The sequence below is a fragment of the Paracoccus simplex genome (genome assembly GCF_042648325.1).
Lineage (GTDB): Bacteria > Pseudomonadota > Alphaproteobacteria > Rhodobacterales > Rhodobacteraceae > Paracoccus > Paracoccus simplex.
Genome location: NZ_JBHRXE010000017.1, coordinates 1 through 24,232, shown reverse-complemented (window position 1 = coordinate 24,232; position 24,232 = coordinate 1). Strand labels below are relative to the sequence as shown.

General features: G+C 68.3%; 21 protein-coding genes. 10 read left to right on the top strand and 11 right to left on the bottom strand.

Annotated elements, in window-relative coordinates; translation table 11 throughout:
- Positions 1-68: 68 nt before the first annotated feature.
- Positions 69-1,148: a PLP-dependent cysteine synthase family protein gene (locus ACFOMP_RS07525; RefSeq protein ID WP_379029092.1), complete on the top strand. Its 1,080-nt coding sequence runs from the start codon at positions 69-71 to the stop codon at positions 1,146-1,148.
- Between the two features lie 209 nt (positions 1,149-1,357).
- Here the strand turns inward: ACFOMP_RS07525 and ACFOMP_RS07520 are convergent, their stop codons facing one another.
- Positions 1,358-2,725 carry a dicarboxylate/amino acid:cation symporter gene (locus ACFOMP_RS07520; RefSeq protein ID WP_289895974.1) on the bottom strand — a complete coding sequence of 456 codons (1,368 nt, stop codon included), beginning with the start codon at positions 2,723-2,725 and terminating at the stop codon, positions 1,358-1,360.
- Positions 2,726-2,986: 261 nt separating this feature from the next.
- On the opposite strand from ACFOMP_RS07520, the gene ACFOMP_RS07515 reads away from it, so the two are divergent.
- Both ACFOMP_RS07515 and ACFOMP_RS07510 read left to right on the top strand, forming a co-directional pair.
- Positions 2,987-4,639, top strand: a complete 1,653-nt coding sequence (locus ACFOMP_RS07515) for a sensor histidine kinase (protein WP_379029089.1) — start codon at positions 2,987-2,989, stop codon at positions 4,637-4,639.
- Positions 4,636-5,973 carry a sigma-54-dependent transcriptional regulator gene (locus tag ACFOMP_RS07510; protein WP_379029086.1) on the top strand — a complete coding sequence of 446 codons (1,338 nt, stop codon included), beginning with the start codon at positions 4,636-4,638 and terminating at the stop codon, positions 5,971-5,973. Before ACFOMP_RS07515 ends, ACFOMP_RS07510 begins: the two co-directional genes overlap by 4 nt.
- A gap of 27 nt (positions 5,974-6,000) precedes the next feature.
- On the opposite strand, the gene ACFOMP_RS07505 is transcribed toward ACFOMP_RS07510, so the two are convergent.
- From ACFOMP_RS07505 to ACFOMP_RS07465, 9 genes are all read right to left on the bottom strand, one after another.
- On the bottom strand, positions 6,001-6,612 hold the full coding sequence (locus tag ACFOMP_RS07505; protein WP_289895977.1) for a response regulator transcription factor: 612 nt from the start codon (positions 6,610-6,612) through the stop codon (positions 6,001-6,003).
- 79 nt (positions 6,613-6,691) lie between these two features.
- Entirely contained in the window at positions 6,692-9,022 is a 2,331-nt protein-coding gene (locus ACFOMP_RS07500; protein WP_379029083.1) for a cache domain-containing protein, read from the bottom strand.
- A gap of 441 nt (positions 9,023-9,463) precedes the next feature.
- Positions 9,464-10,225 (bottom strand): SDR family NAD(P)-dependent oxidoreductase, encoded by a 762-nt coding sequence (locus tag ACFOMP_RS07495; protein ID WP_289895979.1) that lies wholly within the window; start codon positions 10,223-10,225, stop codon positions 9,464-9,466.
- A complete protein-coding gene (locus tag ACFOMP_RS07490) occupies positions 10,222-11,049 on the bottom strand; it encodes a PCC domain-containing protein (protein ID WP_379029078.1) in 828 nt (275 codons plus the stop codon). The genes ACFOMP_RS07495 and ACFOMP_RS07490 overlap by 4 nt, the downstream gene beginning before the upstream one ends.
- Positions 11,046-12,647 carry an acyl-CoA synthetase gene (locus ACFOMP_RS07485; protein ID WP_379029074.1) on the bottom strand — a complete coding sequence of 534 codons (1,602 nt, stop codon included), beginning with the start codon at positions 12,645-12,647 and terminating at the stop codon, positions 11,046-11,048. The genes ACFOMP_RS07490 and ACFOMP_RS07485 overlap by 4 nt, the downstream gene beginning before the upstream one ends.
- Positions 12,644-13,813 (bottom strand): acetyl-CoA acetyltransferase, encoded by a 1,170-nt coding sequence (locus ACFOMP_RS07480; protein WP_379029071.1) that lies wholly within the window; start codon positions 13,811-13,813, stop codon positions 12,644-12,646. The genes ACFOMP_RS07485 and ACFOMP_RS07480 overlap by 4 nt, the downstream gene beginning before the upstream one ends.
- Positions 13,810-14,646, bottom strand: coding sequence for an IclR family transcriptional regulator (locus ACFOMP_RS07475; RefSeq protein ID WP_379029068.1), 837 nt, complete (start codon positions 14,644-14,646; stop codon positions 13,810-13,812). The genes ACFOMP_RS07480 and ACFOMP_RS07475 overlap by 4 nt, the downstream gene beginning before the upstream one ends.
- A 1-nt stretch (position 14,647) precedes the next feature.
- Complete coding sequence (locus ACFOMP_RS07470; RefSeq protein WP_379029065.1) at positions 14,648-15,664, bottom strand: TRAP transporter substrate-binding protein; 1,017 nt, start codon at positions 15,662-15,664, stop codon at positions 14,648-14,650.
- A gap of 29 nt (positions 15,665-15,693) precedes the next feature.
- Complete coding sequence (locus ACFOMP_RS07465; RefSeq protein WP_379029062.1) at positions 15,694-17,571, bottom strand: TRAP transporter large permease subunit; 1,878 nt, start codon at positions 17,569-17,571, stop codon at positions 15,694-15,696.
- Between the two features lie 128 nt (positions 17,572-17,699).
- Here ACFOMP_RS07465 and ACFOMP_RS07460 point away from each other — a divergent pair, with 128 nt between their 5' ends.
- The 7 genes from ACFOMP_RS07460 to ACFOMP_RS07430 all read left to right on the top strand — a co-directional run bounded on the left by ACFOMP_RS07460 (position 17,700) and on the right by ACFOMP_RS07430 (position 22,724).
- Positions 17,700-17,873, top strand: coding sequence for a hypothetical protein (locus tag ACFOMP_RS07460; RefSeq protein ID WP_379029059.1), 174 nt, complete (start codon positions 17,700-17,702; stop codon positions 17,871-17,873).
- A 122-nt stretch (positions 17,874-17,995) separates the two neighbouring features.
- Positions 17,996-18,361 (top strand): alpha/beta hydrolase, encoded by a 366-nt coding sequence (locus ACFOMP_RS07455; protein WP_379029057.1) that lies wholly within the window; start codon positions 17,996-17,998, stop codon positions 18,359-18,361.
- Between the two features lie 177 nt (positions 18,362-18,538).
- Positions 18,539-18,718, top strand: coding sequence for a periplasmic nitrate reductase, NapE protein (napE, locus tag ACFOMP_RS07450; RefSeq protein WP_019353070.1), 180 nt, complete (start codon positions 18,539-18,541; stop codon positions 18,716-18,718).
- 8 nt (positions 18,719-18,726) lie between these two features.
- The gene (locus tag ACFOMP_RS07445) at positions 18,727-19,056 is read left to right on the top strand and encodes a chaperone NapD (RefSeq protein ID WP_379029054.1); all 330 of its coding nucleotides are present in this window, start codon (positions 18,727-18,729) and stop codon (positions 19,054-19,056) included.
- Entirely contained in the window at positions 19,053-21,548 is a 2,496-nt protein-coding gene (gene napA, locus ACFOMP_RS07440; RefSeq protein WP_379029052.1) for a periplasmic nitrate reductase subunit alpha, read from the top strand. Before ACFOMP_RS07445 ends, napA begins: the two co-directional genes overlap by 4 nt.
- A complete protein-coding gene (locus ACFOMP_RS07435) occupies positions 21,521-22,006 on the top strand; it encodes a nitrate reductase cytochrome c-type subunit (RefSeq protein ID WP_379029049.1) in 486 nt (161 codons plus the stop codon). Before napA ends, ACFOMP_RS07435 begins: the two co-directional genes overlap by 28 nt.
- A gap of 1 nt (position 22,007) precedes the next feature.
- The gene (locus tag ACFOMP_RS07430) at positions 22,008-22,724 is read left to right on the top strand and encodes a cytochrome c3 family protein (RefSeq protein WP_289896530.1); all 717 of its coding nucleotides are present in this window, start codon (positions 22,008-22,010) and stop codon (positions 22,722-22,724) included.
- An 11-nt stretch (positions 22,725-22,735) separates the two neighbouring features.
- On the opposite strand, the gene ACFOMP_RS07425 is transcribed toward ACFOMP_RS07430, so the two are convergent.
- On the bottom strand, positions 22,736-24,232 hold a 1,497-nt coding region (locus ACFOMP_RS07425; protein WP_379029046.1), incomplete at its 5' end, for a CHAT domain-containing protein.

The window sequence follows — 24,232 nt, the reverse complement described above, 5'->3', positions numbered from 1 at the left end:
CGATTCCGGCTTAAAAGCCGGGCGGATTGCGCTACTCTGCCTCCATCAATGCAGATGGAGGCAGACAGATGGCAGAGCAGGGGATCAGGACCACCCGGGGCCGCGGCCGGCTATACGACAGCATCCTCGACACGGTGGGCGACACGCCGACCATCCGCATCAACCACCTCGGCCCCGAGGGCGTGCGGCTTTACGTCAAGGCCGAGTTCTTCAATCCCGCCGCCTCGGTCAAGGACCGGCTGGCGCTGAACATCATCGAGGCGGCCGAGCGTTCGGGCGCGCTGAAGCCTGGCCAGACCGTGGTCGAGGCGACCAGCGGCAATACCGGCATCGGTCTGGCCATGGTCTGCGCGCAAAAGGGTTATCCGCTGGTCGTCACCATGGCCGAGACCTTCTCGGTCGAGCGGCGGCGGCTGATGCGCATGCTGGGCGCCAGGGTGGTGCTGACGCCCAAGGCCGAAAAGGGCACCGGCATGTACAACAAGGCCGTCGAACTGGCCGAGACGCACGGCTGGTTCCTGGCGCATCAGTTCGAGACCCCCGCCAATGCCGATATTCACGAGGCGACCACGGCGCAGGAGATCCTGGGCGATTTCGCCGGCGAGCGGCTGGATTACGTCGTCACCGGCTATGGCACCGGCGGCACCGCGACCGGCCTTGCCCGCGTGCTGCGCCGCGAGCGTCCCGAGACGAAGATCGTCCTGACCGAGCCGGCCAATGCGGCGCTGGTCAGCAGCGGCATCGCGCAGGAGCGCACCGCGGACGGCTCGCCCGCCGTCAGCCACCCGGCCTTCGAGCCGCATCCGATCCAGGGCTGGACGCCGGATTTCATCCCGCTGGTGCTGCAAGAGGCGCTGGACTCGGACGGTTACGACCAGCTGATCCCGGTGCCGGGGGCCGAAGGCATGGCATGGGCACGGAAACTCGCCGCGCGCGAAGGGATCCTGACCGGCATCTCGGGCGGCGCGACCTTCGCCGTCGCGATGCAGATCGCCGAGCGCGCCGAGCCCGGCTCGGTGATCCTGGCCATGCTGCCCGATACCGGCGAGCGCTACCTTTCGACGCCGCTGTTCCAGGAGATCCCCGAAGGCATGGACGAGGAAGAGACCGCGCTGTCGAATTCGACCCCCGGCTACCGGATGGGCTAGCGCAGCCCGCCGCGCAGCCCGGCTTGCAGCGCCTTCGGCCGGGGTAGGCCGGGGCATTCCAAAGACCTTGCCCGAAAGAGAAGATCCGATGCGCCGCAGATCGCGGCGATAGAGCGGTGACGCCGGCGGGTAAGGCGACGCTGGGAACGCGACCGGCCGGCACGCGGGATCTGCGTGCCGGCCGGTCGGTATCTTCTGCCGCGGCGGGATCAGTCGGCGCTGGCCTCGTTCAGGCGCAGCCCGGCGGGGGCGCCGTGCAGGCCGCGGACCGGGGCGATCTCGGCCCCGTCATCGCCGGCCAGGGCGCGGTCGAACTGCTCGCGGTCCAGCGCCCCTTCCCAGCGGCTGACGACCACGGTGGCGACCGCATTGCCGATGAAGTTGGTGATCGAGCGGCATTCCGACATGAAGCGGTCCACGCCCAGGATCAGCGCCATGCCGGCGACCGGCACCGTGGGCACCACGGACAGGGTCGCGGCCAGGGTGATGAAGCCCGCGCCGGTGACGCCCGCCGCGCCCTTCGAGGACAGCATGGCGACGAGCAGCAGCAGGATCTGCTGTTGCAGCGTCAGATCGGTATTGGTGGCCTGGGCGATGAACAGCGCCGCCAGGGTCATGTAGATATTGGTGCCGTCCAGGTTGAAGCTGTAGCCGGTCGGCACGACCAGCCCCACGACCGAGCGCTTGCAGCCGGCGCGCTCCATCTTCTCCATCAGCGAGGGCAACGCCGATTCCGATGACGAGGTGCCCAGCACCAGCAGGATCTCGGCCTTGAGATAGGAGATCAGCCGGAAGATCGAGAAGCCGTTGAGCATGCAGACCGTGCCCAGGATCACCACGATGAACAGCGCCGAGGTCAGGTAGAAGGTGCCGACCAGCGTCGCCAGGTTCACCACCGAAGCGATGCCGTATTTGCCGATGGTGAAGGCGAAGGCGCCGAAGGCGCCGATGGGCGCGGCCTTCATCAGGATGTCCACCATGCGGAACACGGCATGGCTGATCGCCTCGAACAGCGCCACGACCGGCTTGCCCTTGTCACCGATCAGGATCAGGCCGATGCCGAACAGGATGGCGACGAACAGCACCTGCAGGATGTTGCCGTCCACGAAAGCCGATGTGATGGTGGACGGGATGATGTCCATGACAAAGCCGGTCAGGCTGGTCTCATGCGCCTTGGCGGCATAGTCGGTGACCTTGCTGGCATCCAGCGTCGCCGGGTCGATGTTCATGCCGGCGCCGGGCCGGATGACATTGGCGGTGATCAGCCCGACGATCAGCGCCAGCGTCGAGAAGGTCAGGAAATAGCCGAAGGCCTTGCCGACGACCGAGCCCACGCCCCTGAGCGTGCCCATGCCGGCCAGCCCGGTGACGATGGTCAGGAAGATGACCGGGGCGATGATCATCTTGACCAGCTTGATGAAGGCGTCGCCCAGGGGTTTCAGCGCCTCGCCGGTCTGGGGATAGAAATGGCCGATCAGCGCGCCGGCGACGATGGCGCAAAGGACCTGGAAATAGAGATGCCTGTAGAAGGGGCGCGGACCGTGGGCGGCCGGCGCTGCCGAGGTGTCGATTTGCATAGAGGCCTCCTCCGACCTGAGAATGACGGGTATGTGACAGCCATGATAAGCCGTCGGGTCTTGACGCCCAAAAGCTGGGCGCATGGCGGCAATGCGTTGTAATCATGTCTTTTTGCTGCGATCCGGGCAGGAAAACCGTGCGGTTTCCCACACAGCGAGGGCGTGCTAGTGTGGAAATCCACACAGGCGGGCGCTGATCCCGCAGCCAGAGGAGAACCGGCGGCAATGGTTGATTCGGCGGCGGGTCCGGTCGGCGGAAAATTGGCGGGTGCGCGCCGCGCCGCGCTGGCCGCCGTCATTCTTGTCGCCTGCCTTGGCCTGCTGGCGCTGACCTTCGGGCTGGTGCGCGAAAGCGCGGTCGCAGAGCTGGCCCAGCGGCTGGAGGTGACGGCGCGCACCCGGGTGCAGGCGCTGGAAAGCGTGCTTGCCAAACAGCGTGCGGTCGCGGCGGTGCTGTCGGACGACACGGTCATGCGCGAGGCGCTGGCCGATCCCAACCCGGCCCATGTCGCCCGCGCCTCGGTCAAGCTGGACCGGCTGCGCGGTCAGACCGACAGCGCGGTCATCTATCTGCTGGACCGCGACGGGGTCGCGATCGCCGCCTCGAACTGGGACGAGGCGGTCAGCTTCGTCGGCTCGGACTACAGTTTCCGCGACTATTTCAGTCAGGCGCTGCTGCGAGGCGAGGCGACGCAATTCGCCCTTGGCACCGTCAGCAAGCGGGCGGGCCTGTACCTGTCGCATAACGTGCTGCTGGGGGGACAGCCGCGCGGCGTGATCGTGGTGAAGGTCGAATTCGACCAGACCGAGCGCAACTGGGCGCAGGCCGGCGAGCGCATCTTCGTGACCGATGCGGCGGGGCAGGTGATCCTGACCAGCCAGCCGGGGCGGCGCTTCGGCGCCTTGCCCGCCGCCGGCGCGGGCGAGGTGGCGGCGGCGCTGCCGGTTCCCGGTGCCGATTGGCGGCTGGTGATCCGCGCGCCCTCGGCCGGGGCCAGTCAGGCGGCGGCCTTCGCCACCGGGACGGTCGGCTTCCTGCTGTCGCTGATGCTGGGCGCCGGCTTCTGGGCGGCGCGCGCCCGCACCCGCGCCGCCCGTCGCGCCGAGGCCGAACGCCGCTACCGCGCCGATCTGGAGCGCGCGGTCGAGGAGCGCACCCGCGACCTGACCGCCGAGATGCGCGAGCGCCGCGCCGCCGAGCAGCGGCTGGCGCAGATGCAGGGCGAGATGGTGCAGGCCAACAAGCTGGCGACCCTGGGCCAGATCACCGCCGGCGTCGCGCATGAGGTGAACACGCCGCTGGCCACCATCCGGCTTCTGGCCGAGAACGGCCAGCAGTTGATCCCGCCGGGGGCGGCGCCCGAGGTGGCGGAAAACCTGGGCCAGATCCTGCGCATGTCCGACCGCATCGCCCAGTTCACCACCGAGCTGCGCAGCTTTGCCCGCAAGGCCACCGGCGACCTGGGGCCGATCCCGCTGAAGGAGGCGCTGGACGCGGCGCTGCTGCTGGTCGCCAGCCGCCGCCGGGCCGAGGGCATCCGCATGGTGCTGCCGCAGATCCCCCCGGGCCTTGCCGTGCGCGGCGAGACGGTGCGGCTGGAACAGATCCTGGTCAACCTGATCCAGAACGCGCAGGAGGCGCTGTCCGGCCGCCCGGATGCCGAGCTCCGCATCGCCCTGACCCAGTGCGACGGCACGGTGCGGCTGACCGTCTCGGATAACGGGCCGGGCCTGACGCCGGAAATCGCCGCCACGCTCTTCACCCCTTTTGCGACCAGCAAGCCGCAGGGGCTGGGGCTGGGCCTGGTGATCTCGCAAGAGATCGCGCGGGATTTCGGCGGCAGCCTGACGGCCGAGCCGCCGCAGCCGGGCCGGGGCGCCACCTTCCATCTCGACCTGCCGGGGATGCCATGACCGAAGCTCCGCTCGTCCGCCTTGTCGATGACGATCCCGACCTGCTGGCCGCGCAGGTGCAATCGCTGAAGATCGCGGGGTTCCGGGCCGAGCCGTTCACCGAACCCGCCGAGGCGCTGCGCGGGCTTGGCCCCGACTGGCCGGGCGTGGTGCTGTCCGACGTGCGCATGCCCGGCATGGACGGGTTCCAGGTCTTCGAGCGCATCCATGCGCTGGACCCGGACCTGCCGGTGATCCTGCTGACCGGCCATGGCGACGTGCCGATGGCGGTGGCGGCGCTGAAGCGGGGGGTCTACGACTTCCTGACCAAGCCCATCGGCGGTGGCCCGCTGGCGGCGGCGCTGGCCCGTGCCGTTTCGTCCCGCGCGCTGGTGCTGGAAAACCGCGCGCTGCGGCAGCAGCAGCAGGCCGGCGCCGCGGCCGAGACCCGGTTGATCGGCCAGAGCCCCGTCATGATGCATCTGCGCGAGACCGTGGGCCGGGTGGCCGAGACGGGGGGCGACGTGTTGATCCTCGGCCCCGGCGGCTCGGGCAAGGAGACGGTGGCGCGCGCCATCCACCGCCAAAGCCCGCGCCGCGCCCGCGCCTTCGTGCATGTCGCCTGCGCTGCGCTGGACGAAACCCGCTTCGAGGCCGAGATGCTGGGCGCCGAGCCGCAGGGGCGCAACCCGCGCCTGCCGGGACGGCTGGAAAGCGCGCATCGCGGCACGCTTTACCTTGACGAGATCGACGCGCTCTCTCCGGCGCTGCAGGCGGCGCTGCTGGCGCTGATCGAGGCGCGCGAGATCCGCCCGCCCGGCGCCGCCGCGCCGCGGGCGCTGGATCTGCGGGTGATCGCCTCGAGCAGCGCCGATCTGGCGCGGCTGATGCGCGAGGGGGCGTTCCGCAGCGACCTCTACTATCGGCTGGCGGGCATCACCCTGACCCTGCCGCCGCTGGCCGAACGCCGCGAGGACATCCCCGAGCTGTTCCGGCATTTCCTGATCGAGGCGGCGGCGCGGCTGGACCTGCCGGCGGCGCCGGTCACCGGCACGGTCAAGGCGCGGCTGGCCGGCTATGGCTGGCCCGGCAACCTGCGCGAGTTGCGTCAGTTCGCCGAAAGCCATGCGCTGGGCCTGTCGCCTTTCGATGCGGCCGGAGAGGGAGAGGACGGGCCGGGCCTGGCCGGGCTGGTGGCGGAATACGAGGCCGAGCTGATCCGCGACGCCCTGCGCCTGGCCGAGGGCAACGCCACCCAGGCGATGGCCCGGCTGCGCCTGCCGCGCAAGACCTTCTACGACAAGCTGAACCGGCACGGCATCAGGCCCGCCGATTTCCGCGTCAACGACGGCTAGCGGGCCGGCCCGCCGGTGATACCGGCTTTATTTCCCTGCCAGCGCGATCAGTTCGGCCACCGATCGCGCGTTCAGCTTTTCCAGGATGCGCGCCCGGTGGTGGTCCACCGTCCGCGGGCTGATGCCCAGGGCGGCGGCGATTTCCTTGCTGGAGATTTCCGAGGGCCGCGCCACCATGCGCTCGACGATCTCCATCTCGCGCGCGGTCAGGCGCTCGAACCGGGCGCGGTGGTTGCGGTTCTGCTCCTCGTCGGCAAGGCGGGCGCGGGTGATGGCGAAGGCGGTCTCGATGCGTTCCAGCAGGTCGGTCTGGCGGAAGGGCTTTTCCAGGAAATCGACCGCACCGGCCTTGATCGCCTGCACCGATTCGGGCACGCCGCCGTGCCCGGTGATGAAGATGATCGGGATCGCCATGCCCATGGCGTTCATGTGCTTTTGCAATTCCAGCCCGTTCATGCCGGGCATGCCGTAATCGAGGACCAGGCAACCGGCGCGGCGCGGGTCGTAGCTGTCCAGAAAGGATTGCGCCGAGGCATGGCTCTCGACCGCGTAGCCGCGCCTTTCCAGCGCGCGCGCCAGGGATCTGCGAATATCGTCGTCGTCGTCGATCACGAAGACCGTCAGGGAAACCTCGGACATGGCAGCCTTGCGTTAAGGATCGCAAAGGGTATCGGTCAGTTTTTGCCGGGCTGCAAGCCGGCCGGCATCCGCGACCGTCTCAGCCATGCGCGTGGACCGGCAGCGTGAACAGGAATCGCGAGCCGCGGCCGGGCAGGGTCTCGTGCCAGAGCGTCCCGCCATTCGCCTCGACGATCGAGCGGCAGATGGACAGGCCCAGCCCCATGCCGTCGGACTTGGTGGTCTCGAATTGCGAGAACAGGTTGATCCCCGGCGCGATTCCCGGGCCGGTATCCTCGACGGCGATGCGGACCATGCCGCCGTCGCGCGCGGCGCGCAGGATGACGCGGCGGTCGGCGGCGGGGTCGGGGGCCAATGCCTCGATGGCGTTGCGCAACAGGTTGACGATCACCTGCGCGACCTGGACGCGGTTGCCGCGCACCGGCGGCAGGTCGGGATCCAGCAGGGTCTGCAGGCCCACCCGCGCCTCGGTCGCCTCGGCCTGGACGAGCCGCAGGGTCTGTTCGATCAGCGGTGCCAGATCAAGCGCGGTGCTGCCGCCTTCGTCCTTGCTGATGAAGCCGCGCAGGGCGCGGATGATCTCGCCCGCACGCAACGACTGGCCCTCGATCTCGGCCAGGATGGTGCGCAGGTCGTGCAGCGCCGGCGGCGGTCCGTCCGGCTGCTCGTTCAGGATCAGCAGCGCCGTGTCGGCATTCTGCGCGATGGCGGTCAGCGGCTGGTTCAGCTCATGCGCAAGCCCGGCCGCCATCTGGCTCATGGTCTTGCCGCGCGCCAGATGCGACAGATCCCGGTTCAGCTGGAGGATCTGCGTCTCGGCTCGCTTGTTCTGGGTGATGTCGTCCATGGTCAGCACCGCGTGCAGGGGCTTGCCGTGCTCGTCCCGGATCAGGATCTCGTTCAGGGTGATCCAGATGGTGCTGCCGTCCTTGCGAATGCAGCGGATCTCGCGGTTGACGGCAAAATCGCTGTCATCGGTGTTGAAAATCGCCCCGACGAAGGTCGGGTCGTCGGGATGGAACAGGTCGCGCAGCCGCATCTGCGTCAGGTCCCGGGCGCTGTAGCCGGTCATCTCGCAGATCCGCGCGTTCACGCGGATGAAGCGGCCGCTGTCGGGCTGGATCTGCGCCATCCCGCGCGAGGACATGTTGAAGGTCTGGCCGTATTCGCGCTCGGTCTTGCGGCGCGCGACGATCTGCTGGACCAGCGCGTCATTGGCGCGCCCCAGTTCCTTGTAGGTGCGGGGCAGGGGGGCGTCGGGGTCGAGCTCGCCCTGCGAGATCAGCGCCGTGCGCACCGCGAAGGCCCGCACCGGCCGGTGGATGTAATCGGCCAGCGCCAGTCCGATCAACCCGGTCAGTCCGGCGACCAGCACCGCCAGCCAGATGTTCAGTGTGCGGTTTTTCTTCAGCACGCCGGTGAAGTCGTTCTCGGGGGCATAGACGGCGATGGTCCAGGGCAGCTTGTCGCTGATCACCGGCATGATGGTCGAGACATAGGACGCGCCCTGATAGTCGAATTGCGACGGCGTCTCCTGCTGGACCGGCAGGGCGCCGGCCAGCGCCAGCGGCCCGAAGGCGGCGCGGGCGATCGGGTCGCCAAGCTCGCGGATGTCGGCAAAGCGCAGCGTGCCGTCGGCGCTGCGGGTCTTGATCAGGCTGGCATCGGGATGCGCGATCACATCGCCGTTATGGTTGATGATCAGCGCCCGGCCGTGCTGGCCGATGTTCAGCCGCGACAGGAATTCCGAGATCATGCTGATCTCGATATCCACACCGACGGCGCCGCGTACGCGGCCATTTTCGTGCAGCACCGGCGCCGCCAGGGTGATGCCGGGCTGCTGGGACGAGAAGAAGATGTAGGGATCGGTCCAGATCGTCCGCCGCTCCTTGCAGGCCTTGACATACCAGGGCCGGTCGCGCGGGTCGTAGGTGTCGGTCGGGTCCAGCTGCCGCCCGACTTCCGCAAAAGTCGCATCGCGCCAGATCAGTTCGACCCGGCGCTTGCCGTTCTCGATCGAGATGATCTTGGAACGGTATTCCGCCCGCCCGTCCGGGCTGCGCATGACCATCACGAAGGTGCCGTCCTCGCGCCCGTAATACAGCCCGGCGAATTGCGGCGCCATCTTCAGCTGCTGGAACAGCAGCTGTTCCAGCACCGGCGTGTCGTGGCTGGCGATGACCCGGTTTTGGGCCAGCTGCGCGGCCAGCTCCGCCGCGCCTTGCGCCGGGCTGAGGAAGCCCTTGGAATGTTCGATGGTGTTGATGCCGACATCGCGCAAGAGGTCGCGGGCGTGCCGGATCAGCGCCCGTTCCGACGTGACGTAGGATGAGAAAACCACCAGCAGGATGGCCAGGAATTGCAGCCCGGCCATGCCCACGGCCAGCGAGGCGCCCAGCGATTTCTTCATCAGCGGGGATCTCCGGGCAGGTTCCGGCTCTCGGCGGCGGAGCCGCGGAGGCATCGCGTCATGGTCATGCGGGCGTCTTTCGGATGCGGGTGGAGGCGGGCGCCGGCCCTGGCGGGGTCGTGTTTAGCATTTTGCAAGGCGCGCCGCATCGGCCCGCCGGCATTTCCCGCGCCGGCGTGTCTTTGGCACATACGCAGAATTGCCTAGGCAATGGCGCGGAATTTATTCTTCCGGGTTGGTGTGGAAGAGAGCGGGCATTGGAAGCGCGGCCCCGCCGCCGCTCGGGTCAGGTTCCGGGCGGTATTTCAGGGGCAAATGGATTTCGGTTGCGACTTGTAACGAGTGGGCAGGGTTATTGCCCGACATGACAAAATGGCCGGCACCATGGACATTGCTGCATGGTGCCGGTCAGTTTGTATCGTTCTTGCGGCAAGGCCGGGTTCAGGCCGGTTCGGTCTCGCGCCGCAGTGCCGGCAGGCCGACGCCGGTGGCGTCGAAGCCGCCGTCCACCGCCAACGTCTGGCCCGAGACGAAGCTCGCCTTGTCCGAGCACAGGAAGACGATGGCCTCGGCGATCTCGCGCGCCTCGCCGTAGCGGTTCAGGGGAATGGCGTCGTAATAGGCCGCGATGATCTCGGGCGCGTGCACGGCCATGGCCAGCTTGGTCTTGACCGGGCCGGGGGCGACGCAATTGACGCGGATGCCCTGTTCGCCCAGTTCGGCGGCGAATTGCTTGGTCAGGTGGATCACCGCCGCCTTGGAGGTGCCATAGGCCACCCGCAGCGTCGAGGCGCGCAGCCCGGAAATCGAGGCGATGTTGACGATGGCGCCCCGGGTCTTGGCCAATTCCCCGGTCGCGGCCTGCGTGCACAGGAATACGCCGTCGAGATTCGTCGCCATGACCTCGCGCCATTGCTCGAAACTGGTCCGGCCGACCTGCGAGAACAGCGCGACCCCGGCATTGTTCACCAGCGCATCGACCCGGCCGAAGCGCTCGACCACCTTGCGGATCACCCCGTCGACGGCCTGCGGGTCCGAAATGTCGGCCTCGATGGGCAGGACGTTTTCCAGGGGGTCGCAGGCGCGGTGCAGTTCCTCGGTATCGCGGTCCACCACGGCCACGGCCCAGCCCTGTTCCAGGAAGATCTCGGTGGCGGCCAGGCCGATGCCGCGGCATCCGCCGGTGATGATGGCGGTTTTCATGGTGTCTCCTCTTTCGGTTCGATGATCAGTTCCAGCGTCACGCCCACGGGATTGGCGCCCCGTTCCAGCGTGCCGCGCGCGATATGGCCGTGGATGTCCACGACCTCGATCGGGACATGCGCCGCGCCCTGGGCCAGCCGCGCGCCATCGAAGCGCAGTTCGGTGGCCAGGCAATCCATGCGATGCCCCTCGGCGAAGCGGATATGGTCGATGCTGCCCACACCATGCAGGCGGGCGTCGCGGATGCCGTGGCGCGCGGCCAGCGTCTCGATGGCTGTGATCACATCCTCGCCGGGCAGGATGCGGGCGAAAAGCCCGGGACCGTCGCCGCCGCCCTGCGGGGTGAACAGGGTGAAGGCGGTTTCCGCGTCGGGCAGCGCCTCGAACCATGTCCCGGCCGCGCCGAGCCCCGAGACCACCACCTCCTCGGCGACGGTCGAGTCGAAGGGCAGCAGGTGGCCCATCCTCCTGTCGCGCCCGTCCGACCAGATGCCGTGGCAATGCAGGAAGGGCGCACCCTCTTTCCAGCCCACCGTGGCCGTGGCGCTTTCGATGGTCCAGCGGTCGGCCGGCGCATGGGTGTCGGAATACCAGGCCGCGTGCAGCCCGTCGGTGGACAGCGCCGGCAGCACATAGCGCATCGGCGCACAGGTCACGCCCGCCAGCGAGAGCGCGCCGCCCTTGCAGCCGTGATCGGCGAACAGCTCGCCCACCGCCTGCATCACCGTCCGGCCGGCGCGCAGTCGGCCGCGGATGGGCCGCAGCGTGGCGCGGCGGGCCTGCGCACGTTCGGCCGTTCGGGGGCCGGGATGGACCATGCTCATGCCGGGGCCTGCTCCAGCAAGCCGCGGGCGTCCAGTTCCTCGCGGATCATCTTCTTGGTGATCTTGCCATAGGCCGATTTCGGCAGGCCGTCCCAGAACAGGAAGCGCCTGGGCAGCTTGTAGCGCGACAGTTTCGGCATCAGGAACGCCGCCAGTTCCTCCTCGGTCACCGGGGTGCTGGCGACGCAGATCGCCCAGCCGACCTCGCCCCACAGCGGATCGGGCACGCCCAGCACCGCGACTTCGGAAATGGCGGGATGGGTCAGGATCTTTTCCTCGATCTCGCGCGGGTAGACGTTCGAGCCGCCCGAGATGAACATGTCGCTTTCGCGCCCGGTGATGTAGAGGAACCCCGCCTCGTCCATGTGGCCCAGGTCGCCGGTGCGGAACCAGCCGTGGCGGAAGGCCTTCGCATTGGCCTGCGGGTTCCGGTAGTAGCCGGCGAAGACGGCGGGGCCGATCACGCAGATCTCGCCGGTCTGGCCGGCCGGCAGTTCGCGGCCATGGTCGTCCTGGATCTGGATCTCGATGCCGGTGCGGGCATGGCCGCAGGTGCCGATGCGGACGGCCGGGCCGTCCTCGGCCTCGTGCAGATGTGCGGGCAGCACGGTGATGTTGCCGGTGCATTCGCCCAGGCCGAAATATTGCACCAGCACCTTGCCGAGGGTGCGCAGCGCCTTTTGCTGATCCACCCGATACATCGGCGCGCCGGCATAGATCACATAGCGCAGCGACGAGGTGTCGGCCGTCTCGGTCGCCGGATGCTCGACCAGCAGCTTCAGGATGGTCGGTACGGTGAACATGGTGGACACCCGCCAGTCCCGCACCAGATCCCAGACCTGCGCCACGTCGAAACGCTCGGTCGGCAGCAGCACGGTTTTCACCCCGCGCGCCACCTGGGTCAACTGGTGCACGCCCGCGCCATGCGACAAGGGCGCGACGACCAGCGAGGCGTCGTCTCCGGTCAGGCCCGGCATCAGGTCGGCCAGGTGGTTCGTCACCACGAAGGCCATCTGACCATGGGTCAGCACGCTTGCCTTGGGCCGGCCCGTGGTTCCCGAGGTGAAGAAGAACCAGCAGGGATCGTCGCGGTCCACCGCCGCCACCTGCGGGCGGCTTCCCATGTGCTCGGCGGTGATCGCCTGCACCGAGGCGCCGAAACCGGCCTGCCCGAAGACCAGCGTCGTGACGCCGCAGGCGGCGGCATGATCGGGAAAGGCGGCATTGCAGAACATCAGCGTCGCGCCCGAGGATTCGGTCAGCCAGGCCACTTCCTCGGGCGTCTGGCGGAAGTTCGCGGGCACCCAGACGCCGCCCGCGCGCCAGGTGGCGAACATGGCCTGCATCATCTCCATGCAGTTCTGCGACTGGCACATCACCCGGTCGCCCTTTTGCAACCCAAAGCGGGTCTGAAGCGCGTGGGCCAGGGCGTCGGCGCGGGCCTCGAACTCGGCCCAGCTCCAGCGCGCCTCGCCCATGACCAGCGCGACGCCGTCGGGGTCGCGCCGGGCGGCCTGGGTCAGGAAGGTGGCAAGGTTCATCACCCGGGTCGAGACCGGGATCACGCCGCCGGCCGGGTCGATGGCGGGTCCGGTCATTTCACGCGCTCCAGGATCGAGCAATAGCTGGCGACCGCGGCGCCGCCCATGTTGAAGACGCCGCCCAGGCTGGCGCCGGGCACCTGCATGGCGCCCGCGTCGCCGGCCAGCTGCATCGCCACCATGACATGCTGCGAGACGCCGGTGGCGCCGATCGGATGACCCCGGGACTTCAGCCCGCCCGAGGGGTTCACCGGCAGCGCGCCGTCGAACCGGGTCACGCCGTCGCGGATGACGCGCCAGCCCTGGCCGCGCGGGGCCAGGCCCATGGCCTCGTATTCGATCATCTCGGCGGTGGTGAAGCAGTCATGCGTCTCGACCAGCGACAGGTCCGTGACGCCGAGCCCCGCCTGATCCAGCGCCGACGCCCAGGCCCGGTGCGGACCGTCGAAGGCGATGGGATCGCGCCGCGACAGCGCCAGCAGGTCGCCGGCCTGGGCGCGGGCGCGGAAGCGGATGGCGCGCTGCAGATCGGCCGCCACCTCGGGCGCGGCCAGCACCAAGGCCGCCGCCCCGTCCGAGACCAGCGAGCAATCCGTGCGCCTGAGCGGCCCGGCGACGCGCGGGTTCTTGTCCGAGATGGTGTTGCAGAAGCCGACGTCGAAGGGCTTCTGCATATGCGCATAGGGGTTGCGCATGCCGTTTTCGTGGTTCTTGGCGGCGATCATCGCCAGTTCCTCGGACCGGTCGCCGTGGCGCTGGAAATAGCTTTCGGTGATGCGGCCGAAGACGCCGGCGAAGCCGCCGGGGATCTCGCCCTCCTCGGGGACATAGCTCGCGGACAGCAGGATGTCGCCGACCTGGTCGCCCGGGGTCGCGCTCATCTTTTCGGCGCCGATCACCAACGCCACCTTGCCGCGTCCCGAGGCGATGAAATCGGCCGCCGCATAGAGCGCGGCCGAGCCGGTGGCGCAGGCGTTTTCCGTGCGCATGAACGGCATGCCCGCCAGGTCCGGCGTGCCCATGGCGACCAGCGCGCCCTGGAAATCCTGGCGCGAGAAGCCGTTGTTGTAGACGCCGACGAAGCTGCCGTCGACGGCATCGGCGCCAAGGCCGGCGTGGTCCAGCGCCGGCCGCGCCACCTCGGCCATCAGGGCCATTGTGTCGGGCGCCTCGGACCTGCCGAATTTCGTATGCGCCCAGCCGACGATCAGCGGATCGGTCATGCGATGTTCCTTTTCTGTTGCGTCTCAAGCGCCGCGAGCCGGGATTCGACCAGCCGCGCCTCGCGGTGCAGGGCGGCGGCCAATTCGGTCCGGCGTGCCTCGCCCATGCGGTTCTCGATGGCGGCGATGGAAAGCGCGCCGGCCGGGCGGCCGTCGCGCCACAGGATGGCGACGCCCAGGCCCCAGGATCCCGGCACCACCCGGCCGGGATTCAGCGCCTCGCCCGTCGCGCGGGCGCGGGCCAGGTCGTCGGCCAGCGCGGGGGCCAGGCCGGGGGCCAGAAGCTCGATCAGCGGCGCGGCCTTCTGCAAAAGCGCGTCGGCCTCGGGCACCGGCAGGGCGGCAAGCAGCGCCAACGCCCCGGCACCGACGCCAGCGGGCTTGCGGTCGCCGCGCATCAGCGCGTGGGTGCGGATCGGGAAATCGCCCTCGATCCGTTCCAGGCACAGCGTATGGTCGCCCTGCGGCACGGTCAGCAGCACGGTGTCGCCGGTCTCGTGCGCCAGCCGCAGCATGGATTCGCGCGCGTGATGCAGGATGCCGTGGCGCTCGGCGGCGTATGTGCCCAGCAGATAGGTCTCGGGGCCCAGGTGATAGCGCCGGGTCCGGCGATCCTGTTCGACCATGCGCGCCGCCGCCAGGGCCAGCAGCAGCCGCCGCACCGTGGGCCTTGTCAGCCCGGCGGCGCCGGCCAGTTCCGTCAGCCCCAGCCCGGCGCTGCCGCCCCTGCCGACCAGCGACAGCAGCGACAGCGCCCGCGCCACCGCCTGCGCGCCGCCGCCGGCGGGCTCGGGGACGGGGGCGGCGGGGGATGGGGCCGGCGCCTCGGTCATGTCAGACCAGCTTCCGGCCGATGGCGGTTTCCAGGATCTCCCAGGCCTCGTCGCCATAGGTCTTTTTCCACTCGGCATAGAAGCCCGCCTCGCGCAGCTTGTCCGCGAAGGGCTGCGGGTCCACGTCGTTGAACACGAAGCCCTGGCCCTCCAGGTCGCCGCGCAGCGAGGTGTTCAGCGCCATCACGTCGGCGCGCTGCTTCTCGGCGCCGGCGTTGAAATGCTTGGCGACGATCTGCTGCGCGTCCTCGGGCAGGGCGCCCCAGGCGCGACGGTTGCCCAGCAGCCAGAACCCGTCCCACATGTGGTTGGTCATCGAGAGATACTTCTGCACCTCCCACAGCTTGGCGACCTTCATGATCGCCAGCGGGTTTTCCTGGCCGTCGACGATGCCGGTCTGAAGCGCGGTATAGACCTCGGCGAAGTTGATCGAGGCGGGCGCCGCGCCGAAGGCCGAGAACAGCGAGGTCCAGAGCGGGCTGACCGGCACGCGGATCTTGAAGCCCTCGAAATCGGCCGGCGTCACGATGGGCTTGGTCGAGCTGGTGGTCTGGCGGAAGCCGTTGTCCCAGATCTTTTCCATCACCACCAGGCCGGCGCCCTCGATCTGGCCGCGCTCATAGGCGCCCAGCTCGCCGTCCATCGCCTTCCAGACGGTGTCGTAATCCGGGAAGGCGAAGCCCACGCCGTTGATCGAGGCGTTCGGCACCAGCGTCGACAGGATGATCGGCGAAAGCTGGAAGAACTCGACCCCGCCCGAGCGCAGCTGGCCCAGCACGTCGGTATCGGCGCCGAGCTGGTTCGAGGGGAAGATCTGGATGTCCACCGCGCCCGAGGTTTCCTCGAGGATCGCCTTGACCGCCTCGGTCAGCCGGACGTTGCTGGGATGCTCGAGCGGCTGGTTGTTGGCGATCTTGTAGCTGAACTCGGCGGCGCGGGCGGCGCCCGGCCGGATGAAGGGCGCGGCCAGCGCGCCGGCGGCGGCACCCATCAGGACGCTGCGGCGGGTGATTGTCATGTTTTCCTCCTCCCCGAAGGTTGTTGACGTCAAAGCAAGGCGGTCGAGAACCAAGGCACGGCGGCGATGGCCAGCAGGCCGATCAGCAGCGCCGCCAGATAGGGCCAGATGCGGCGCATGACCTGGTCGGCGGGCACATTGGCGATCTTGCAGGCGATGTAGAAGCCGATGCCGATGGGCGGCGCCATCAGGCCGATGTTCATGGCGGTGACGATGACCATGGCGTAATGGATGTCGTGGATGCCGAGGCCGCGGGCGATGGGGAACATGATCGGCGCCAGCAGCACGATGGCCGGCAGCCCCTCCAGCACGCAGCCCAGCACCAGGAAGATCACGATGCTGGCCAGCATGAACACCACCCAGCCGCCCGGCAGGCCGGTGACGAAACCCATCAGGTCGCGGGCAAAGCCGGATTGCGTCAGGGCCCAGGCCATCGCCGAGGCCGCACCCAAGATCAGCAGGATCGCGCCGGACATGGCGGCGGTCTCGACCAGCATGGTGCCCAGCTTGCGCAGCGGGATGCCGCCATAGAGCACGACGCCGATGAGGAAGGCGTAGACCACGGCGATGGCCGAAACCTCGGTCGCGGTGGCGACGCCGCCGCCGACCAGGCTGCGGATCATGAAGGGCAGCACCAGCGCCGGGGCGGCGATCACCCCCGCCTTCAGGATCAGCGCGGGCGTGACGCGGGTGACGCCCGACATGTCCTCCTTGCGGGCCTTCCAGCGCGCCAGGACGGCCAGCACCACCAGCAGCACCATGGCGATGGCGAAGCCCGAGGTGAACAGCCCGGCGATCGACACCCCCGCGACCGAGCCCAGCACGATCAGCACGATCGAGGGCGGCACGGTATCGGCCATGGCCGCGCCGGTCGCCAGCAGCGCCGTCATCTCGGACGGCGAATGGCCGCGCCGGCGCATTTCCGGAAACAGCGCGGGCGCCACCGTCGCCATGTCCGAGACCTTGGAGCCGGAAATCCCCGAGACGAGGAACATCGAGCCCAGCAGCACATAGCTCATCCCCGCCTTGACGTGGCCCAGCAGCGAGGCGAGGAAATTGACGATGGCCTTGCCCATGCCCGTCGCGTCCAGGATGCAGCCCAGAAGCACGAAGACCGGAACCGACAGCAGGATCAGCGAGGACATGCCCTCGTCGATGCGGCCCATCATCACGAAGATCGGCGCATGGCTGGCAAAGGTCAGATAGGCCAGCGTTCCCAGCGCGAAACAGAAGGCGATGGGCACGCCGCCGCAAAGCAGCACCGCGACCAGCAGGCCCAGCCAGATCGGCAGGTTCCAGTTGCCGATGGAGAGCAGCGTCGGTCGCGCGAACCACAGCAGCGCGATCAGGGCGCCGGCCAGGACCACCGTGCCGGCGATGATCCGCCATTCCCGTGTGCGCAGCACCGAAAGCAGCGACAGCGCCGCCATCAGCCCGATACCTGCCGGCAGGGCCGAGGCGCGCCAGGACATCGGCAGGCCCAGGGCCGGCGAGGTCACATAGCTTTCCTCATAGGCGTATTCGACCGCCACCGGCAGCAGCCGCAGCAGCAGCACGCAGACCAGCACCTGGCCCGCCACCTCCACCACGCGGGCCAGCCGTTCGGGGAGCAGCGGCAGGAACACGGTCAGCTTCATGTGTTCGTGGCGGTCCACCGCCAGCGCCGCGCCCAGCATCGCCATCCAGATGAAGCTGATCGAGGCGACCTCGTCGCCCCAGATCAGCGGCTTGCTCAGCACGTAGCGGAAGAACACATTCGCCAGCACCGTGACCATCATCACCACCAGCAGACCGGCGGCGGCGATCTCGACCGGGCGCATCCAGCGCTCGGCGCGCTTCGGTTCGGTCATGGCCTCGATGCCGCCAAGCGCCAGCTCGCCCTCCGGCTGGGTGTCGGTGAGTTGCATTGTCTTCCTCCCTGCGCGGCGGGCTCTCCCTCCCCCTGCCTGCATCCATCATGTGGACAGCTTGACAGCCGCGTCTTTGGGGATTTCTGCGGAACTCATGCCCAATTGCAAGAAATAAATTCCACATCATGCCAATTTTGGCGGTGGGCAATCCGGCGATGCATATCCATGTTCCATATGGTGGAATAAATGCTGCGCGTTTTGCAGCTGCAACGATCCCATGTTCAGCCCCGGCTGGAATGATTTCCCAGTTCCTGGCCGAATTTGGAACAAAAAACTCGGTTAATATGATGGATATTTGACGAAAGAAGAAAGGCCATGATTCGCACCTTGCTTCTCCCCGGCCTTGACGCGGCACCGGCGCCGCATTGGCAGCATTGGTGGGCGCGGTCCGAATGCCGGCATCGTCGAACAGGCCACGTGGATGCGGCCCTGCCCGGACCGATGGCTGACCGAGATCGCCGGCGCCCTGCTGATGCATCCGGGTTCGGTTCTGGTCGGGCATTCGCTTGGCGCCGTCGCCGCGGTGAAACTGTTGCTGCAATGGCCACAGCTCAGGGTGGGCGGGGTGCTGCTGGTGGCGGGGCAGGCGCTGCGCCGCCAGATCAGTCCGGCAGCCTTTCGGCGGCTGTTCCTGTTCTGCCTGCTGCTGCTTGGAACCTGCTGCTTGGGGCCGAAATGCTGCTGCGGCCGCTGCTTCGCCCGGGCGCGGGCGGTTGACCGCGCCAGGCGCGAAAGCCCCGCTTGCCCCTCCGGACGGCGGATGCGGCGTGTTGTCGCATGGCAGTAAATCTATGCAAATACGTGATTATTTCGCTCTCGAAGGCTTGTCTTTCAAGTCCGGGCATTTTGCCTGTCCTGCCGCGCTTCTCGGGAACGCCTGAGATTCGTGCAGGAACTTTCTTGACCCCTCACGGTTTTGTGGGAAGATTGAACCAGAGCGTCTACACGCAAGGGTTGCTCGAAAATGGTCGATTCCGCGAATGAAACCGATCACCCCAAGCATCGCAAGCGGGATGAAATCATCGCTTTCCTGATCCTCGCCGTGGTGATCTGGCCGATCCTCTCGGTCGGGATCGTCGGCGGCTACGGCTTCCTGGTGTGGATGTGGCAGATCATCTTCGGCCCCCCCGGACCCATGCATTAGGAACAGCCATGCGCGAGCCAGACAGGAAACCGATCCAGCGACGCGACATTCTGACCGGCAAACTGAAACAGGCAGAGCCGCGTCTTCTCCACATTTCCAGCGCCATCGTCACCGCCCGGCCGGAACGGGCCGATGCCGTCGCCGGCCGCCTTGCCACCCTGCCGGGGACCGAGGTGCATGCGGTCCGGGGTGCCAAGATCGTGCTGGTGCTGGAGGGCGGCTCGGTGGGCGAGATCGGCGGCCGGCTGGCCGAGATTTCGATCATGGAGGACGTGTTCTCGGCCAATCTGGTCTTCGAGCAGGTGTTGGCCGCCGATGAGCAGGAGGCGCCGGCATGAGCATTTCCAGACGCGATCTGCTCAAGGCGCAGGCGGCGGGGGTTGCCGCGCTGGCCGCCAATATCCCGCTGGCGGCGCCGGCCCAGCCGGTGCCCGGCGGCGTCGAATCCCTGCAGATCACCTGGTCCAAGGCGCCCTGCCGGTTTTGCGGCACCGGCTGCGGCGTCATGGTGGGCGTCAAGGAGGGGCGGGTCATCGCCACCCATGGCGACCTGCTGGCCGAGGTGAACCGGGGCCTGAACTGCGTCAAGGGCTATTTCCTGTCCAAGATCATGTATGGCGCGGACCGGCTGACCCAGCCGCTGCTGCGCAAGAAGGACGGGGTCTATGCCAAGGACGGCGAATTTACCCCGGTCAGCTGGGAGGAAGCCTTCGACATCATGGCGGCCCAGGCCAAGCGGGTGCTGGCGGACAAGGGGCCCACGGCGCTTGGCATGTTCGGTTCGGGGCAATGGACCATCTTCGAGGGCTATGCCGCGACCAAGCTGATGCGCGCGGGCTTCCGGTCGAACAACCTGGACCCCAATGCCCGGCATTGCATGGCCTCGGCCGCCTATGGCTTCATGCGCACCTTCGGCATGGACGAGCCGATGGGCTGCTACGACGATTTCGAGGCGGCGGATGCCTTCGTGCTCTGGGGCTCGAACATGGCCGAGATGCATCCCATCCTGTGGACGCGGGTCACCGACCGCCGGCTGGGCCATCCGCATGTCAAGGTGGCGGTGCTGTCGACTTTTACCCATCGCAGCTCGGATCTCGCGGACATTCCCATCGTCTTCAAGCCCGGCACCGACCTGGCGATCCTGAACTACATCGCCAATCACATCATCCAGACCGGCCGGGTGAATCGCGACTTCGTCGATCGCCACACCACTTTCGTCAAGGGCGCGACCGGCATCGGCTACGGGCTGCGCGACGACGATCCGCGCGAGATGGCCGCCCGCACGGCGGAAGATCCGGCGGCGACCACGCCCTCGACATTCGAGGAATTCGCCGAACTGGTCAGCGAATACACGCTGGAGAAAGTGTCCGAACTGACCGGGGTCGAGCCGGGCTTTCTGGAGCAGCTGGCCGAGCTTTACGCCGATCCCGAGCGCAAGGTCATGTCGCTGTGGACCATGGGCTTCAACCAGCATGTGCGCGGGGTCTGGGCCAACCAGATGGTCTATAACATCCACCTGCTGACCGGGAAGATTTCCGAACCGGGCAACAGCCCGTTCTCGCTGACCGGCCAGCCCTCGGCCTGCGGCACGGCGCGCGAGGTGGGCACCTTCGCCCATCGCCTGCCCGCCGACATGACGGTGACCAATCCCGAACACCGCAAGCATGCCGAGGAAATCTGGCGGATCCCCGAAGGCCTGATCCCCGAACAGCCAGGCCTGCATGCGGTGGCGCAGGACCGGGCATTGCATGACGGCAGGCTGAATTTCTACTGGATCCAGGTGAACAACAACCTGCAGGCCTCGCCCAACAACAGCAACGAGGCCTGGCCGGGCTATCGCAACCCGGAAAACTTCATCGTCGTCTCGGACGCCTATCCGACGGTGACGGCGCTGGCCGCCGACCTAATCCTGCCCGCCGCCATGTGGGTCGAGAAGGAGGGCGCCTATGGCAATGCCGAGCGGCGCACCCATGTCTGGCACCAGCTGGTCGAGGCGCCCGGCGAGGCGCGCTCGGACCTGTGGCAGATGATGGAGTTCTCGAAACGCTTCACCACCGACGAGGTCTGGCCCGAGGAAATCCTGGCCGCCAACCCCAATTATCGCGGCCAAAGCCTGTTCGACGTGCTGTTCCGCAATGGCAGCGTCGACAAATTCCCGCTTTCCGACCTGGATTCCGATTACGCCAACCGGGAATCCCAGGAGTTCGGCTTCTACGTCCAGAAGGGCCTGTTCGAGGAATATGCCAGCTTCGGCCGCGGTCATGGCCATGACCTGGCCCCCTATGACACCTATCACCAGGTCCGCGGCCTGCGCTGGCCGGTGGTGGACGGCAAGGAAACCCGCTGGCGCTATCGCGAGGGGCTCGACCCCTATGTCGAGCCGGGCGCGGGCGTGCAGTTCTACGGCAATCCCGACGGCAAGGCCCGCATCCTCGCCGTGCCCTACGAGCCGCCGGCCGAACCGCCGGACGAGGAATACAACATCTGGCTGGTGACCGGCCGGGTGCTGGAACACTGGCATTCCGGGTCGATGACCATGCGCGTGCCGGAACTGTACCGGGCCTTCCCCGGCGCCCGCTGCTTCATGCATCCCGAGGATGCCCGCGAGATGGGCTTCAACCAGGGGGCCGAGGTGCGCGTCGTCTCGCGCCGGGGCGAGATCCGCACCCGCATCGACACCCGCGGGCGCAACCGGATGCCCCGCGGCGTGGTCTTCGTGCCGTGGTTCGATGCCAGCCAGCTGATCAACAAGGTGACGCTGGACGCCACGGATCCCATTTCCAAGCAGACGGATTTCAAGAAATGCGCGGTCAAGATCCTTTCCGTCTGATCCGGCCCGCCGCCATGGCCGGACTGGCGCTGTTCGCCCTGGTCGGCACCGCCCTGTCGCAGGCCGAGCCGGCGGTGCAGATCGTCCCGCCGCTGACCGGCTGGCCCGACCCGATGGCGGGCGAGGAGATCCCGCCGCTGGGCCGCCCGATCACCGACGACGTGCGCCGGATGCGCAACTATCCCGAACAGCCGCCGGTGATCCCGCATTCCATCGACGGCTACCAGCTGACGGTGAACACCAACCGCTGCATGGACTGCCACAAGCCGCAATTCACCGAGGGCTCGGGCGCGCCGATGATCAGCGTCACGCATTTCCAGGACCGCGACGGGCAGGTGCTGACCGACGTGACGCCGCGGCGCTATTTCTGCACCGCCTGCCATGTCCAGCAGACCGATGTGAAGCCGCTGGTGCCGAACGGCTTCCGCGACGGCTACCAGCATGCCGGGGGCCCGTGACATGGGCTGGATCAAGGCGAGCATCCGCTGGGTCTGGGGCCGGTTCATCTGGTTCTGGCGCGTCATCAGCCGGCCCAGCAGCTTTCTCAGCATCGGCTTCCTGACGCTGGGCGGGTTCATCTGCGGGGTGATCTTCTGGGGCGGCTTCAACACGGCGCTGGAAATCACCAATACCGAGAAATTCTGCACCAGCTGCCACGAGATGCGCGAGAATGTCTTTCAGGAGTTGATGCCGACGGTGCATTTCTCGAACCGCTCGGGCGTCAGGGCCAGCTGTCCCGACTGCCATGTCCCGCATCAATGGACCGACAAGATCGCCCGCAAGATGCAAGCCTCGAAAGAGGTCTGGGGCAAGATCTTCGGCACCATCAGCACGCGCGAGAAATTCCTGGAGAAACGGCTGGAACTGGCCAAGCACGAATGGGCGCGGCTCAAGGCCAATGACTCGCTGGAATGCCGCAATTGCCATGCCGCGGTGGCGATGGACTTCACCAAGCAGACCCGCCGCGCCGCCGAGATCCACGAGCGCTATCTGATCCCGGGCGAAAAGACCTGCATCGACTGCCACAAGGGCATCGCGCATCAGTTGCCCGACATGACCGGCATCGAGCCCGGCTGGCAGGAGCCGCCCGAACTGCGCGGCGACGGGCAGGCGTCGCTGGACGGCGGCGGGGATGAGGCGCTGCGGCGCTATCTCGCCACCGCGGACGCGCATTAGCGCCCGCGGGCTCAGCCCACCTCGGGCCGGTCCCGCAGCCGTTCCAGCGCCTCGCGCAGCGGTGAGCGCATCGGCAGGGCGGCGAGCGCCAGCGCCACGGCGGGCAGGAGGGAGTCCGGCGCCGCCGAGGGCAGGGCGCCGGGATCGCCGGTGACCACCGCGCCGACCAGCGCCAGCAGCGGCTCCGCCCGGTCCTGGATGTCCATTCGCGCCGACAGCTGCCGGAAATCGCTTTCCAGCGCCTTGGGCGGCTGCGACAGAAGCGCCTGCGCCAACAGGCGGTGCAGCCGCAGCCTGTCGGTCTCGGCCCGGGCCCCGGGTTGCTGCGCCGTCCCGGCCAAGGCCAGCGCCCGGTCCAGCGCCTGCTCCAGCCGTTTCAGCGCCTCTTGCCGGGTCTTGGCGGCGGGGGCCAGGATGGCGCGCTGCCGGTGCAGGTCGGCCAGCAGGACATGCCGGCGCAGGCTGGCGCCGCAGCTCGCGTTCAGCGTTTCCAGCAGGGCGATGGCGGTGCGCAGCTTGCCGTCGTCGCTGCGGTTCAGCAGCGGCGCCGATTCCTGCAGGGCGGTCAGCGGCAGGGTCGGGATCTCGGCGCTGGCGGCCCGGCCATAGCATTCCGCGGCCAGCTCCAGCTTGCCGCAGGCGGCATAGGCATCGCCCAGGGCGGCCGCCAGGTCCGAGCAACCCTGCCAGCCGTTCTCGCGGATCCGGGCGCTTAGCGCCGACAGTTGTGCGACCACCGCCCCGCTGCCCAGGATGTCCAGCCGCGAGCCATGGGCCCGCACCTCGGCCAGCGCCTCGGCCGGCGAGGCGGGGTCGCTTTGCGGCGCCCTGCGCTCCTGCCTGCCGTCGATCAGGCCGAAGCCGGGATGGCCATAGCATTGATAGGCCCCCCAGGTGTTGTCGAGCGAGCCCATGGCGGCGCTGGCGGCATGGGTGGCGCTGCGCGCCTGCCGGACCGCGGTGCCGAAATCGGCCCCGGCGCAAAGCTCGGTGAACAGGCCCTGGGCGAAACGCATGGCCGCGTCGTCCTGCACCGCCCAGCCGCAGGCCACCACGGCCGGGCAGCCGCGTTCGATCAGCTCCACGGCAAGGCTGGAGGCGAAGCCCGGCCGATCCTGGCGCAGCGCGCCCGAGAAGGGGCCGTCGGCCGAGATCCGGCCCAGGTGGCAGCAGTTCAGGAACACCAGGTCCGGCGGCTCGGGCAGTTGCGCCAGCAGCGGCGCCTCGAGCACGTCGAGCGGCGGCGCGCCCAGCACGATGCCGGTCATCGGCGGATCCTCCGGGCGCGGCTGCCAGCCGGCGACGCCGTGGCTGGCGACATGCACCACGCTCCAGCTGCGCGAGAACAGCGCCGCGACCACCTGCGCCGGGCTGGCGGCATCGCCGATCAGCCGGGTGACGGTAAAGCCGCTGTCCTCAAGCAGGCTTGCCACCGCCGCGGCCTCCTGCTGGGCGCCGGGCAGCGGGCTCAGCGGGCTGCCGCCGCCGCGCGGATCGCCGATCACCAG

Coding starts and splice junctions, on each gene's coding strand:
- napE (WP_019353070.1), top strand. CDS start 18,539: ATGGTCGATTCCGCGAATGAAACCGATCACCCCAAGCATCGCAAGCGG.
- ACFOMP_RS07495 (WP_289895979.1), bottom strand. CDS start 10,225: ATGAAAACCGCCATCATCACCGGCGGATGCCGCGGCATCGGCCTGGCC.
- ACFOMP_RS07460 (WP_379029059.1), top strand. CDS start 17,700: ATGCCAATTTTGGCGGTGGGCAATCCGGCGATGCATATCCATGTTCCA.
- ACFOMP_RS07490 (WP_379029078.1), bottom strand. CDS start 11,049: ATGAGCATGGTCCATCCCGGCCCCCGAACGGCCGAACGTGCGCAGGCC.
- ACFOMP_RS07430 (WP_289896530.1), top strand. CDS start 22,008: ATGGGCTGGATCAAGGCGAGCATCCGCTGGGTCTGGGGCCGGTTCATC.
- ACFOMP_RS07510 (WP_379029086.1), top strand. CDS start 4,636: ATGACCGAAGCTCCGCTCGTCCGCCTTGTCGATGACGATCCCGACCTG.
- ACFOMP_RS07455 (WP_379029057.1), top strand. CDS start 17,996: ATGCGGCCCTGCCCGGACCGATGGCTGACCGAGATCGCCGGCGCCCTG.
- ACFOMP_RS07480 (WP_379029071.1), bottom strand. CDS start 13,813: ATGACCGATCCGCTGATCGTCGGCTGGGCGCATACGAAATTCGGCAGG.
- ACFOMP_RS07435 (WP_379029049.1), top strand. CDS start 21,521: ATGCGCGGTCAAGATCCTTTCCGTCTGATCCGGCCCGCCGCCATGGCC.
- ACFOMP_RS07465 (WP_379029062.1), bottom strand. CDS start 17,571: ATGCAACTCACCGACACCCAGCCGGAGGGCGAGCTGGCGCTTGGCGGC.
- ACFOMP_RS07505 (WP_289895977.1), bottom strand. CDS start 6,612: ATGTCCGAGGTTTCCCTGACGGTCTTCGTGATCGACGACGACGACGAT.
- ACFOMP_RS07445 (WP_379029054.1), top strand. CDS start 18,727: ATGCGCGAGCCAGACAGGAAACCGATCCAGCGACGCGACATTCTGACC.
- napA (WP_379029052.1), top strand. CDS start 19,053: ATGAGCATTTCCAGACGCGATCTGCTCAAGGCGCAGGCGGCGGGGGTT.
- ACFOMP_RS07525 (WP_379029092.1), top strand. CDS start 69: ATGGCAGAGCAGGGGATCAGGACCACCCGGGGCCGCGGCCGGCTATAC.
- ACFOMP_RS07475 (WP_379029068.1), bottom strand. CDS start 14,646: ATGACCGAGGCGCCGGCCCCATCCCCCGCCGCCCCCGTCCCCGAGCCC.
- ACFOMP_RS07520 (WP_289895974.1), bottom strand. CDS start 2,725: ATGCAAATCGACACCTCGGCAGCGCCGGCCGCCCACGGTCCGCGCCCC.
- ACFOMP_RS07485 (WP_379029074.1), bottom strand. CDS start 12,647: ATGACCGGACCCGCCATCGACCCGGCCGGCGGCGTGATCCCGGTCTCG.
- ACFOMP_RS07500 (WP_379029083.1), bottom strand. CDS start 9,022: ATGAAGAAATCGCTGGGCGCCTCGCTGGCCGTGGGCATGGCCGGGCTG.
- ACFOMP_RS07470 (WP_379029065.1), bottom strand. CDS start 15,664: ATGACAATCACCCGCCGCAGCGTCCTGATGGGTGCCGCCGCCGGCGCG.